Genomic DNA, 12,696 nt, shown 5'->3' with positions numbered 1-12,696 from the left:
CGGCCGCTCGTTCACGGGCGGCCCGACCAGCGGAGTAACTGGTGAGTACCGAAACCAAAAACACCTCGGGCCTGCGGCTTGCGCTCGATTACGGGCCGTTGATCGTCTTTTTCGCGGTCAATTTCCTTGCACCCGGGCCCGCGATTGCCCGCATTCTCGCGGCGACCGCCGCGTTCATGATCGCCATGGCGGTGGCGCTCGGCATTTCGTGGTGGAAGACGCGCCACATTCCGCCGATGCTGCTGATCTCCGGCGCGCTGGTGATCGTGTTCGGCGGCCTGACGATCTGGTTCCAGGACGAACGCTTCATCAAGATGAAGCCGACGTTCGTCTATGCGATCTTCGCCGCCGTGCTCGGCTTCGGGCTCGCCACCGGCCGCCCGCTGCTGCAGCTTCTGCTGGAAAGCGCCTATCCGGGGCTGACGGCGGACGGATGGCGCAAGCTGACCCGCAACTGGGTGATCTTCTTCCTGTTCATGGCCGTGCTGAACGAGGCGGTCTGGCGGTCGACCAGCACGGATTTCTGGGTCGGCTTCAAGCTGTGGGGCGCGATCCCGCTGACCATGATCTTTGCCATCGCCAACGTGCCGATGCTGATGCGTCACGGGCTGCAGGCGGGCAACATTCCCGACACGATCCCGCCGCAGGAATGAGGGACGCGGGTGGTGACCAGGCCAGGGCTTGTTGCGGCAGGGTAGGAAGTCGCTGCAGCGCGCCTATCTTGCGCTGATGCCCGCATCTTACCGGCCGGTTGACGGCCCTCCCCCGCACAGCCTGAACGCCGCCGCAGTGTCTTTGCGCGGGACGGCCCGCCAGTGACCGACTCGCTGTTTCAGACGACGGTCCGCAAGCCCCTGGCAGAGGAGCTTCGTCCTGCGCGGCTGTCCGACGTCATCGGCCAGGATCATCTGCTGGCGCCGACCGCGCCGCTCGGGCGCATGGTGCAGGCGAAGCGGTTGTCCTCTTTCGTCCTGTGGGGGCCGCCCGGTGTCGGCAAGACCACCATCGCCCGCCTGATCGCGCGTGAGACGGGCTATGAGTTCATCCAGCTGTCTGCGGTGTCGACAGGGATCGTTGACCTCCGAAAGGCGATCGCGGCCGCCGCTGATCTGCGTGCGATCAGCGGACGGTCGACGGCGGTTTTCATCGATGAGCTTCACCGCTTTTCGCGCCCGGTGCAGGACGCGATGCTGCCGGCGATCGAGGACGGCACCTTCGTCCTGATCGGCGCGACGACCGAGAACCCGAGCTTCAGCCTCGTCTCCGCGCTTCTTTCCCGTGCCAAGGTGCTGACGCTCAATCGCCTCGACACGCCAGCGCTGTCGCAGGTGCTGGCGCGTGCGGAGCGGCTGATCGGACGCGCCCTGCCGCTCGATGCCGCGGCACGCGACGTGCTGGTCGACATGGCCGACGGAGATGCGCGCTACATGCTGGGCATTTGCGAGGATCTTCTCACATTGGATGAGAAGGAGCAGCTGGATCCGGCCGCCCTCGCCGCCTTCGCGCTTCGCCGCGCACCGCTCTACGACAAGGGGCAGGAAGAACATTACAATCTGCTCAGCTGCTTCCACAAAAGCCTGCGCGGCAGCGACGCGGATGCTGCACTCTACTGGGCGGCGCGGATGACCAACGGCGGCGAGGATCCGGCGGTGCTGTTCCGCCGCCTTGCCTGCGCCGCCTCCGAGGATGTCGGCATGGCGGATCCCCAGGCGCTGGTGCAGGTGCTGACGGCGTGGCAGGCGTTTGAAAGGATTGGCTGGCCCGAGGGGCGGCTGTTCCTGGCGCAAGCCATCAATTACGTCGCGACCGCGCCGAAATCGAACGCTTCCTACCTCGCCTTTGGCCGCGCCACCGATCTTGCGCGCCGTACTGGTTCGCTCCCCCCGCCCAAGCACATCCTGAACGCGCCGACCGCGCTGATGAAGGAGCATGGCTATGGCGCGGGCTACCGCTACGATCACGATCAGCCCGATGCCTTTTCGGGCCAAGAGTTCTTCCCGGACGAGATTGCCGCCGGGCCGCGCGAGCCGCTCTATCGCCCCAATGAACGCGGGTTTGAGCGCGACGTACGCAAGCGGCTGGCATTCTGGCAGGCACGTCGCGCCCGGGGCGAGACAGACGATCGTTGATGCGCCTAATAGCGATGCTGAAACAGGTGGAGGAAGTCGCACGTGGGCATCAGGGGTGACGTCGGGAACAGGTTCAGGTCGACTGCGCAAGCACGGCGGCTCACCGCCGGCGCAGCCCGCGGCAAGCGGGCGCGCGCCCACGGCATGGTCGCCGCGCTGATCGGGGCGGCGACGATCGCATCCGCTGCGCCAACTACCGCGGGCGCTCAGGTCATCGGTGCGCAAACCTCTACCGCCTATCAGGAGGCGATTGCGGCGGGCTACAAGGCGCTTGCACTGTGCGAAGGGGTGATCGCCGCCGGCCGGACCGAGGCGCAGGTCGAGGCGCTGGAACTCCGCGGGATCTACCCGGAATATCAGCCGCTGCTCCCGCGCCTGCGCGCCACGATCGACCGTCCCAACCGCAGTGTTCAGGTTGCCTTCGCCACCGATCTGCCCCCGCGCCGCGCGGATTGGTCGCCGCGCACCGGCTGCGTCCTCCAGCCGATCGGCCGCGTCGTTGCGCCGTGGCCGGCAACACCGCCCGCAGCATCGCTGCCACTGCCGGGGGACTCACGGCCGTGGCCGCTCGGCGACTCGGGCATCGCGCCGCGCCCACGCCCCGCACTGGCACAGACCGTCGCGCGTGCCTTCGACCGCAGCACCTACAAGGGCGAGACGGTCGGCGTCGTCGTGCTGCACGACGGGCGGATCGTGGCGGAGCGTTACGCGGACGGCTTTGGCCCGTTCACTTCCAACCGCACCTGGTCGGTGGCGAAGAGCATCGCGGGCACATTGGCCGGCATGGCGGTGCGCGACCTGAAGATCGACCCGCGCAAGCCCGCGCCCATTCCCGAATGGAGCCACCCCGCCGATCCTCGCCGCGCGATCACGCTGGACCAGCTCCTTCGCATGTCGTCAGGTCTCCATTCCGATCATTACGGCAATCGCACCGATGCGATCTATTTCGGCGGCACCACCGTCACCGAGCAGGCGACCGGCTGGCCGCTTGAGGTGAGGCCGGGCACACGCTTCCGCTACGCCAACAACGACATCATGCTGGCGGCGCGCGCCATCCGCGCCGCGATGAACAATGATACGCGCTACGCCGCCTGGCCATCGCAGCTGTTCACCCCGCTCGCTATGAAACACACGACGGCGGGCACCGATTGGCAAGGCAATCTGATCCTCTCCAGCCAGGTTTATACCACCGCTCGCGACCTTGCGCGGTTGGGGCAGTTCTGGCTGCAGGACGGCGTCTGGCAGGGCAAGCGCCTGCTGCCGGACGGCTGGATGCGCTACATGACGACAGCCAGCGGCCCGCAGCCCGCCGATGGCCCCGGCTATGGCGCCACCATGTGGCTGTTCGGACCGGCGCAGGGAATCCCCGCAGGCAGCTATTCGGCGCAGGGCAATCGCGGGCAATATGTGATGGTGGTCCCGTCGGAGAAGCTGGTGATTGTCCGCCGCGGTGAGGACCCCACCAATGCCCGTTTCGACATCGCCCGCTTTACCGCTGACGTGATCCGGAACCTGAAATGATGGGCGTCTGTACCGCTCGGAGGCGGCGGCACTGACCCATTTTCGTCAGTTCGCGGCGATCGACTGGTCTGGGGCGAAGGGGTCTCGCCACAAGGGGATCGCCGTTGCCCTCTGCCACGCCGGCGAGGAGGCGCCGCGTCTCGTCCCCCCGCCTGGCCGCTGGTGGTCGCGGACGGATGTCTGCGCCTGGCTGCGCGATCATGCGCACCAACCGCTGCTGGTCGGGATCGATTGCAGCTTCTCCGCGCCCTTCCTCGCGCGGGGCGCGCATCTGCCGGGCGAAACCCGGACCGAAACCGCGCGCGCGCTATGGGCCTATGTCGACGAACAAAGCAGCGATGAGGATCTGGGCGCGGCCTCCTTCCTGGAGGCCAGGCGGGGCCGACACTTTTATCTCGGCGCGGCGGACGGCCCCAAGGCGCAGTTCCTCCACTGGCGCACGTGCGAGATGGCCGGCGACCGTTCGACCAAGCCGACCACGGTCTATGATGCGATCGGTGCGGCGCAGGTCGCCAAGGCGAGCTTTGCGGGGATGCGGATGCTCCACCATCTGGACGGAGCGCTGGCGATCTGGCCGTTCGACTCGAAACCTGATGAGGGGGCGGTACTGGTGGAGATCTACACCGCCATCGCGGCGCGCGCGGCCGGCCTGCCACGCGGCCGAAGCAAGCTACGCAATGCAGTCTCATTGGACGATGCACTCGGGCACCTTGGCAGCCGCCCGCATGAACCGCTGACGCAGTATGACGATCACTCGACCGACGCGATCCTGGCCGCCGCCTGGCTGCGCACCAATGCCGACCGAGCCGACTTGTGGGCCCCGCCCGGGCTCGACGCGCAGGTTCGACAAACCGAAGGCTGGACCTTCGGCGTCACCTGACGCATGGAGCGCCGACACGCCGGTTTAGCTCAGCTGGTAGAGCAGCGGTTTTGTAAACCGAAGGTCGCGGGTTCGATCCCTGCAACCGGCACCATTTCCCGACGCAACCTCGCTGGTGGAGGGGCGTTCCACAAACGCAATGATCCGCATCGCAAGCTATAACATGCGCAAGGCGATCGGCACCGACCGGCGCCGCAACCCGGAACGCGTGCTGGAGGTCCTGCACGAACTGGATGCGGACGTCATTGCCCTGCAAGAGGCGGACCGGCGGTTTGGCGCGCGGGCAGCGGTGATCACCCCGCATCTTCTGGACGAGCATAGCGACTGGAAGGCGGTCGATTTCGGAGTTCGGGCCGGATCGATGGGCTGGCACGGCAACGCCTTCCTCGTTCGCAAGTCATCGCAGGTGGTCGATTGCGAGGTCATCCACCTCCCCGCACTCGAACCGCGCGGCGCGATCGTGACCGAGGTGCGGCTGGCCAAGGGCGGGGTGTGGCGCTGCGTCGGCATGCACCTCGACCTGTCGGGGCTCTGGCGGCGCAAGCAGGCCGCGGCAATCCTCAGCCATGTGGCAGCCAGCAGCGAGCAATTGCCCACCGTGATGATGGGTGACCTGAACGAATGGACCCGCGCCGGCGGGTGCCTCCGCGATTTCGGGCGCGATTTCGTATTTGCCGAAACCGGCCCCAGCTACCATGCCACGCGTCCGATCGGGCGGCTGGACAGGATCATGGTATCAAGCGACGTGAAGGTGATGGATTGCGGGGTGCACAGCAGCGCCGCCGCCCGCAAGGCCAGCGATCATCTGCCGATCTGGGCTGACGTCGAAGCCGCATGATTCGTGATTCGGAATTACGGCTGGCGCTCGTCTGCTACGGCGGGATCAGCCTTGCCGTGTACATGCACGGCATCACCAAGGAGATCTGGCACGTCGCGCGCGCGAGCCGGGCGAGCCAGTCGGGGGAATCGCTGGATCGTTCCGCCGGCGTCTACCAGGGGCTGCTGGTGGAGATCGCCGGCTCCACCGGCATCCGTCTGCGGATCCTGCCGGATATCATCGCAGGCGCCAGCGCCGGCGGGATCAACGGCATTTTCCTCGCGCAGGCACTCAGCGCCGGGCAATCGCTCGACCCGCTGACGGACCTGTGGCTCGACAATGCCGATGTGGAGGCACTGATCGCGCCGGCCGCTGCGCCGGTCTCGCGCTTCTCCAAGGCTTGGGCGCTGCCGATCGCCTGGATGGCGGCCGGGCGCGGTGTCGACGGACTGGACGATCTCGACGAACAAACACGCGAGGAGGTGCGGGCAAAGCTGTCGCACTTCGTCCGCTCGCGCTGGTTCGAGCCGCCGTTTGATGGCCCCGGCTTCACCGGCATGCTGCTGGATGCCTTTGCGGCGATGGAAACCGGCCCGCGCGGCCCCCGCCTGCTGCCCGAGGGCCAGCCGCTCGACCTGTTCGTGACCGTCACCGACTTCAACGGCCATCCCGAACGGCTGCAGCTCCACTCCCCGCCGGAGGTAGTGGAGACCGAGCATCGCGTGGTGCTGTCGTTCAGCGATCACGGCCATGCGATCGAGACCTTGGCCGCCGCACCCGAGCTTGCCTTCGCCGCGCGGGCCACCTCAAGCTTTCCCGGCGCTTTTCCCGCCTTCACCGTGGCCGAGCTTGATCAGGTGCTCGCCAATCGCAAGGATCGCTGGCCCGGGCGCCGGGCGTTTCTCACGCGGGTGCTGCCGCGTCAGGCCGCCGCCAACGCGCTGGATACCGCGGTGCTGATCGACGGCTCGGTCCTCGCGAATGCCCCGTTCCGTCCGGCGATCGACGCACTCGATGCCCGCCCCGCGCGGCGCGAGGTGGACCGCCGGTTCGTGTATATTGATCCGTCGCCCGGCATGAAGTTCAGGCTCACCGGCCCGGCGGAAGGCCCACCCGGCTTCTTCCAGACGATCCTCGGCGCGATCAGCGAGCTGCCCCGAAAGCAGCCGATCCGGGACAATCTGGAGGCGCTCGCCGCCCGCTCGCGGCGCATCGCCCGGATGCGCACCATCACCGATGCCGTGCGGCCGGAAATCGAGGCAGCGGTCGAGGCCTTGTTCGGGCGCACGTTCTTCCTGGATCGGCCAACCGCAGCGCGTCTCGTCGTATGGCGCCGGCGTGCGCAGATCGCAGCGGCGGAGCGGGCCGGTTTCAGCTATGCCGGCTATGCGCACCTCAAGATCGCCGGCGTGATCGAGACGATGACGGCCTTGCTCTACGCCGCGGGTGACGAGCCTGGGCCACACCGCTGGCAGCGGATCCGCAGCCGGATCGAGGCCGCGCTGCATGCGCGCGGCTATGATGAGGCGGCCCCTTCCGATGCCTCCAGCGCTGCGTCGATCGATTTCCTGCGCACCTTCGACATCGGCTTTCGCATCCGCCGTCTGCGCTTGCTGGCGCGGCGGTTGGTCGAGCTGGAGGCGGAGCATGATGAGGCAGTCCTGGCGCCCGTGCGCACCGCCATTTACGATTCGCTCGGCGCCTATCTCCACCGCAAGGCGCCCGAGGCGCATGGTGCCCTGCGGGGCGCGGTGCGCAGCCTGCGCGGGGACGCATCCCCGCTGCTCGACGATCTCGCCGCCTCTCTCGACCTGACCCGGCTCGATCATGAAACGGACGAACGGGTCGCCGAGGCGCTGGCGCAGCTTCCCCGTCAGCTGCGCCGCACCCTGCTTCTCCACTATCTCGGCTTTCCTTATGTCGACCTCGCCACCCTCCCGCTGCTTCAGGGTGAGGGGCTGGACGAGTTCGATCCGGTCAAGGTCGATCGCATCTCACCCGATGATTGCACCGCGATTCGCCAGGGCGGTGCGGAGGCCACGCTGAAGGGGATTCAGTTCAGCAATTTCGGCGCCTTCTTCAGCCGCAGCTACCGCGAGAATGATTACCTCTGGGGCCGGCTGCACGGCGCGGAGCGGATGATCGACATCATCGTGTCCGCGCTGCCCGCCACCGCCCGCCTCCGCCCGGGCACGGTCGCCGCCGCAAAGCGATCGGCCTTTCTGGCGATCCTTGATGAAGAGGAACCGCGCCTCCTCACGGCCGGCGGCCTCATCGCCGATCTGCGCCGCGAAATAGGCTGAGGCTGGCCAAAACGGCGCCGGCGTAATAGCGTCGCGCCATGCCGGAGCCTTGTACATGCAGTTCCTGAAAATCCTGTTCTGGGCCTTGGTCGCCTTCGCCGCTGCGGTATTCACCTTCGGCAATTGGAAATGGGTGTCGGTGTCGCTGTTCGGTAACCTGATGGCGGAGGTGAACCTTCCCATCCTGTTGCTGGTCACGTTCCTCGCCGGGTTCCTGCCGACCTTCCTGTACCAGCGAGCGCTGCGCTGGCGCCTGCGTCAGCGGCTGTCCGCCGCGGAGCGGACCATTGCCGACCTTCGGGCGCTGCCGCTTGCCGATCCCAGGCCTGCCGCGGCCGCGCCTGCGCCGGCCATGGCTGCGCCCGCCCCATCCTCTTCCACAGATTTCCCGCCGGAGGCCATCTGAACCATGTCCAACCCCATCTTCGTGGCACTGGACACGCCCGATCTTGACCGCGCCAAGGCGCTTGCCGCCAGCGTTCGCCACCATGTCGGCGGGATCAAGCTCGGGCTGGAATTCTTCGCGGGCAACGGCCGACACGGCGTGAAGGAGATGGCGGAACTCGGGCTGCCGATCTTCCTTGATCTCAAGTTTCACGACATCCCCAACACCGTCGCCAAGGCGATCCAGGCGCTGCGCGCCCTCGAACCGGCGATCATCACGGTGCACGCGGCTGGCGGGCAGGCGATGCTGGAGGATGCCAAGGCGGCCGCGCCCGCGGGTACGAAGGTCGTTGCCGTTACCATGCTCACCAGTCTCGACCAGCGCGATCTCGCCGCTACCGGGATCCACGGTTCGGCGCACGATCAGGTCCTGCGCCTGACGGAGCTTGCCCAGCGGTCCGGCGTCGATGGCATCGTATGCTCCGGCGAGGAGGTGAAAGCCGCGCATCAGTCATGGCCGGACGGCTTCTTCGTCGTGCCCGGCGTGCGCCCCGCCGATGCGGTCGTCGGCGATCAGAAGCGCGTAGTGACGCCGCGACAGGCGCTCGACAACGGCGCATCGATTTTGGTGATCGGGCGCCCGATCACCCAGGCTGAGGATCCGGATTCCGCCGCGCGTGCGATCGGCGCGACGCTGTAGGAGGCAATGTCATGGCTTTCGAAGGCAGCTGTCACTGCGGGGCGGTGACGTTCCACGTTGATGCCGATCGGCCGGTCGGTGCGATGAGCTGCAACTGCTCGCATTGCCGGCGAAAGGGCTTCCTTCTCGCGTTCCTGCCCGCTGAGACCTTCACGGTCACGGCCGGCGCTGATCGCCTGACCTCATACTTCTTCAACAAACATGTGATTCGGCACCAATTCTGCGCGGTTTGTGGCTGCGAAACGCATGCCGAGGGGACGGGGCCGGGCGGCGTTCGCACGACGGCGGTCAACCTGCGATGCGTACCGTCAATCGACCTCGATAGCCTCGCCATCGAAGAGATCGACGGCGCACGCTTCTGATCCCTAAGCTTTTCCGTGGCTTGCGGGATGTCATTCCCGCGCCATCTTCCCTTCATCGCGTTCCTGCCGGAGATGCAATGACCACCGCCAAGATATGCGGGCTATCCACGATCCAGGCGCTCGATGCGTCCGTCGCACGGGGCGCAAGCCACCTCGGCTTCGTATTCTATCCCCCGTCGCCGCGTCATCTCGCCTTTGAGCACGCCGGGGCGCTCGCCGCCCGCGTGCCGTCTCACGTGGCGCGTGTCGGCGTGTTCGTCGATCCCGACGATGATCTCGTCGCGGGCGCGGTGACGGCGGCGCGACTAACGATCATCCAGCTTCACAAGACCTCGCCGCAACGCATTGCGCAGCTTCGCACGGCAACCGGGCTGGAGACATGGGCCGCCCTCCCCGTGAAGACCCGGGGCGATCTCGAATCGGCGCGATCGCTGGCGGGTGCTGCCGACCGGATCCTCTACGACGCCAAGACGCCCGAGGGCGCACTGCCCGGCGGCATGGGTGTCCGGTTCGACTGGGCGTTGCTCGACGGCTTTCGTCATCCGACCGCATGGGCGCTTTCGGGCGGGCTCGATGCCAGCAACGTCGCGGAGGCGGCACGCCGCACCGGCGCGGCGCTGGTCGACGCTTCCTCCGGCCTCGAAACCGCCCCGGGCGTGAAGAACGTGGACAAGATAGCCGCGTTCCTGCAAGCGGTCGCCGCATCATGAATGCACCAAACACCTTCCGTGCTCAGCCCGACGATCGCGGTCACTTCGGCGACTATGGCGGCCGTTATGTTGCCGAGACGCTGATGCCGCTGATCCTTGAGCTGGAGCGGGAATATCGCGCCGCAAAGGGAGATCCGGCGTTCCAGGCGCAGTTCGACGACCTGCTGGAGCATTATGTCGGACGCCCCTCCCCGCTTTATTATGCGGAACGCCTGACGGACGCGCTGCGCGAGAATGCGGACCCTGGCATGGGCGCGCAGATCTGGTTCAAGCGCGACGAGCTGAACCATACCGGCGCGCACAAGATTAACAATTGTATTGGTCAGATCCTGCTCGCCATCCGGATGGGCAAGACGCGCATCATTGCGGAGACCGGTGCCGGCCAGCACGGCGTTGCGACCGCCACGGTCTGCGCCCGCTTCGGCCTGCCCTGCGTCATCTACATGGGCGCCAAGGACGTCGAGCGGCAGCAGCCGAACGTGTTCCGGATGAAGCTGCTGGGGGCTGAGGTCCGCGCCGTCACGTCGGGGGCGAACACGCTCAAGGATGCGATGAACGAAGCGATGCGCGACTGGGTCGCGAACATCCACGACACCTTCTACATCATCGGCACCGCGGCCGGCCCGCATCCCTATCCCGAGCTCGTCCGCGACTTCCAGAGCGTCATTGGGCGTGAGGCGCGGGCGCAGATGCTGGCACGCACCAGCCGCCTGCCCGACCTGCTGGTCGCCGCGATCGGCGGAGGGTCCAATGCCATTGGCCTGTTCCACCCGTTCCTCGATGATGCCGAGGTCGGCATGCTCGGGGTCGAGGCAGCTGGCGAGGGGCTGGAAAAGAAGCACGCCGCCAGCCTTGCGGGTGGTTTTCCGGGCATCCTCCACGGCAACAAGACCTATTTGCTCCAGGACGAGGACGGCCAAATTGCCGAGGCCCATTCGATCTCGGCCGGGCTCGACTATCCCGGCATCGGGCCCGAGCACGCCTGGCTGAAGGACATCGGCCGCGTCGACTATACCGCCGTCACCGATGAGGAGGCGCTCGACGCCTTCCAGCTTCTATGCCGGACGGAGGGAATCATCCCCGCGCTGGAGCCATCCCATGCGATTGCAGCAGTAGCGCGCAAGGCACGGGAAATGCGCGACGATCAGATCATCCTCGCCAATCTCTGCGGGCGCGGCGACAAGGACATCTTCACCGTCGCCCATGCATTGGGGGTGGCAATATGAGCGCGCGTCTGACGGCGGCTTTCCCGAACGACCGTGCCGCGCTGGTCACCTTCATCACCGCCGGCGACGGCGATACGCCGGCCGTGCTCGACGCGCTGGTGGCCGGCGGTGCCGACGTCATCGAACTTGGCATGCCCTTCACCGATCCGATGGCGGACGGCCCTGCGATCCAGGCGGCCAACATCCGCAGCCTTGGGAGCGGCACAACAACCGCTTCCATCCTGCAGATTGCAAAGGATTTTCGTGACCGGCACCCGGACGTACCGCTGGTGCTGATGGGTTACGCCAATCCGATGCTCCGCCGCGGCGCTGACTGGTTCGCCGCCGCAGCGCGCGACGCCGGGGTCGACGGCGTGATCTGCGTCGACGTTCCGCCGGAAGAGGACGACGCGCTCGGACCGGCGCTGCGCAGCGCCGGGATCGACCTCGTGCGGCTGGCGACGCCCACCACCGACGATGCGCGGCTCCCCTCCGTTCTGGAAGGCGCCTCGGGCTTCGTCTATTATGTGTCGGTGGCAGGGATCACCGGATTGCAGCAGGCCGCTCAGGCGTCGATCGAGGAATCCGTCGCGCGGCTGAAGCGCGCGACTGATCTGCCGATCGCGGTCGGCTTCGGCGTGCGCACGCCGGATCAGGCGAAGGCCATCGCCCGCGTTGCTGATGGCGTCGTCGTGGGCTCCGCGATCGTGGAACTGGTCGAACGCTTCGACGCTGATGCACCGGCGGCGATCCGCACCTATGTTGAGACTTTGGCGGTGGCGATCCGCGCCGCACGGAAGGAATTTGCATGAGCTGGTTGTCCAGCGTTCGTAACGCTTTGTCCTTCGTTGTTCCGGCAACGAAAGAGACGCCCGACAATCTCTGGCACAAGTGCAAGGGATGCGGGACGATGGTGTTCACCAAGGAGTTCGAGGAGAACCTGTCGGTCTGCCCGAGCTGCGATCACCACGGCCGCATTGGCCCATCGGCACGGTTCAAGCAGCTGCTGGACGAGGGCAGCGCCGACGTGCTCGCCCCGCCGCCGGCGCCGGAGGATCCGCTGAAGTTCCGCGATTCCAAGCGATACGTCGATCGTCTCAAGACGGCGCGGGCCGACACGGGCGAGCAGGACGCCTTCCTCAACGCGCGCGGTACCATCCATGGTCGCCGCGTCGTGATCGGCGTGCAGGATTTCGCCTTCATGGGCGGCTCGATGGGCCAGGCCGTGGGTGAGGCGTTCATCCAGGGCGTCGAGACGGCGATCGCCGACAAGGCGCCCTATGTCGTCTTCACTGCCAGCGGCGGCGCGCGCATGCAGGAAGGCATTCTCAGCCTCATGCAGATGCCGCGCAGCACGGTGGCGATCCAGATGCTCCACGATGCGGGGCTGCCCTATATCGTCGTGCTCACCGATCCGACGTCGGGCGGCGTGATGGCCGCCTATGCGATGCTGGGCGACGTGCACATCGCCGAGCCGCGTGCGACGCTCGCGTTCACCGGCCGCCGCGTGATCGAGAATACCATTCGTGAAAAGCTGCCGGACGATTTCCAGACCAGCGAATATTACCTCGAACATGGGCTGATCGACATGGTCGTGCATCGCAAGGAACTGCGCGATCGCCTCGCCACGATCATCGGCTACCTCTGCGCGGAGCGGCAGGCCGCCTGATCGTTCCGCCATTGCC

General features: G+C 66.9%; 13 protein-coding genes and 1 tRNA gene. All 14 read left to right on the top strand.

Features of this window, described 5'->3' with window-relative positions:
- Positions 1-41 precede the first annotated feature (41 nt).
- On the top strand, positions 42-653 hold the full coding sequence (locus tag CA236_RS03670) for a septation protein A (protein WP_125944557.1): 612 nt from the start codon (positions 42-44) through the stop codon (positions 651-653).
- 162 nt (positions 654-815) lie between these two features.
- Positions 816-2,129, top strand: a complete 1,314-nt coding sequence (locus CA236_RS03665) for a replication-associated recombination protein A (protein ID WP_125944556.1) — start codon at positions 816-818, stop codon at positions 2,127-2,129.
- A 42-nt stretch (positions 2,130-2,171) separates the two neighbouring features.
- Complete coding sequence (locus CA236_RS03660; protein ID WP_241212504.1) at positions 2,172-3,650, top strand: serine hydrolase; 1,479 nt, start codon at positions 2,172-2,174, stop codon at positions 3,648-3,650.
- Between the two features lie 31 nt (positions 3,651-3,681).
- Positions 3,682-4,530 (top strand): hypothetical protein, encoded by an 849-nt coding sequence (locus CA236_RS03655; protein ID WP_125944555.1) that lies wholly within the window; start codon positions 3,682-3,684, stop codon positions 4,528-4,530.
- Between the two features lie 18 nt (positions 4,531-4,548).
- Positions 4,549-4,624, top strand: a tRNA-Thr gene (locus tag CA236_RS03650).
- Between the two features lie 45 nt (positions 4,625-4,669).
- Positions 4,670-5,368 (top strand): endonuclease/exonuclease/phosphatase family protein, encoded by a 699-nt coding sequence (locus tag CA236_RS03645; protein WP_046411687.1) that lies wholly within the window; start codon positions 4,670-4,672, stop codon positions 5,366-5,368.
- Positions 5,365-7,650, top strand: a complete 2,286-nt coding sequence (locus CA236_RS03640) for a patatin-like protein (RefSeq protein ID WP_125944554.1) — start codon at positions 5,365-5,367, stop codon at positions 7,648-7,650. Before CA236_RS03645 ends, CA236_RS03640 begins: the two co-directional genes overlap by 4 nt.
- 55 nt (positions 7,651-7,705) lie before the next feature.
- A complete protein-coding gene (locus CA236_RS03635) occupies positions 7,706-8,056 on the top strand; it encodes a lipopolysaccharide assembly protein LapA domain-containing protein (RefSeq protein ID WP_046410340.1) in 351 nt (116 codons plus the stop codon).
- 3 nt (positions 8,057-8,059) lie between these two features.
- On the top strand, positions 8,060-8,734 hold the full coding sequence (pyrF, locus tag CA236_RS03630; RefSeq protein ID WP_046410339.1) for an orotidine-5'-phosphate decarboxylase: 675 nt from the start codon (positions 8,060-8,062) through the stop codon (positions 8,732-8,734).
- Between the two features lie 11 nt (positions 8,735-8,745).
- Complete coding sequence (locus CA236_RS03625) at positions 8,746-9,096, top strand: GFA family protein (protein ID WP_125944553.1); 351 nt, start codon at positions 8,746-8,748, stop codon at positions 9,094-9,096.
- Between the two features lie 77 nt (positions 9,097-9,173).
- Positions 9,174-9,806: a phosphoribosylanthranilate isomerase gene (locus tag CA236_RS03620; protein WP_125944552.1), complete on the top strand. Its 633-nt coding sequence runs from the start codon at positions 9,174-9,176 to the stop codon at positions 9,804-9,806.
- The gene (trpB, locus tag CA236_RS03615; protein WP_125944551.1) at positions 9,803-11,032 is read left to right on the top strand and encodes a tryptophan synthase subunit beta; all 1,230 of its coding nucleotides are present in this window, start codon (positions 9,803-9,805) and stop codon (positions 11,030-11,032) included. Before CA236_RS03620 ends, trpB begins: the two co-directional genes overlap by 4 nt.
- Entirely contained in the window at positions 11,029-11,823 is a 795-nt protein-coding gene (gene trpA / locus CA236_RS03610) for a tryptophan synthase subunit alpha (protein ID WP_125944550.1), read from the top strand. The genes trpB and trpA overlap by 4 nt, the downstream gene beginning before the upstream one ends.
- Entirely contained in the window at positions 11,820-12,680 is an 861-nt protein-coding gene (gene accD, locus CA236_RS03605; RefSeq protein WP_046410332.1) for an acetyl-CoA carboxylase, carboxyltransferase subunit beta, read from the top strand. Before trpA ends, accD begins: the two co-directional genes overlap by 4 nt.
- Positions 12,681-12,696 lie beyond the last annotated feature (16 nt).

The organism is Sphingomonas sp. ABOLG, from assembly GCF_003950435.1.
GTDB classification, from domain to species: Bacteria; Pseudomonadota; Alphaproteobacteria; order Sphingomonadales; family Sphingomonadaceae; genus Sphingomonas; species Sphingomonas panaciterrae.
This window is presented reverse-complemented; position numbering and strand designations above follow the sequence as displayed.

Bases quoted from the DNA above. Each gene is read 5' to 3' on its own strand.
- CA236_RS03635 (WP_046410340.1), top strand. From the start codon at position 7,706: ATGCAGTTCCTGAAAATCCTGTTCTGGGCCTTGGTCGCCTTCGCCGCT.
- CA236_RS03645 (WP_046411687.1), top strand. From the start codon at position 4,670: ATGATCCGCATCGCAAGCTATAACATGCGCAAGGCGATCGGCACCGAC.
- accD (WP_046410332.1), top strand. From the start codon at position 11,820: ATGAGCTGGTTGTCCAGCGTTCGTAACGCTTTGTCCTTCGTTGTTCCG.
- CA236_RS03625 (WP_125944553.1), top strand. From the start codon at position 8,746: ATGGCTTTCGAAGGCAGCTGTCACTGCGGGGCGGTGACGTTCCACGTT.
- trpB (WP_125944551.1), top strand. From the start codon at position 9,803: ATGAATGCACCAAACACCTTCCGTGCTCAGCCCGACGATCGCGGTCAC.
- pyrF (WP_046410339.1), top strand. From the start codon at position 8,060: ATGTCCAACCCCATCTTCGTGGCACTGGACACGCCCGATCTTGACCGC.
- CA236_RS03620 (WP_125944552.1), top strand. From the start codon at position 9,174: ATGACCACCGCCAAGATATGCGGGCTATCCACGATCCAGGCGCTCGAT.
- trpA (WP_125944550.1), top strand. From the start codon at position 11,029: ATGAGCGCGCGTCTGACGGCGGCTTTCCCGAACGACCGTGCCGCGCTG.
- CA236_RS03640 (WP_125944554.1), top strand. From the start codon at position 5,365: ATGATTCGTGATTCGGAATTACGGCTGGCGCTCGTCTGCTACGGCGGG.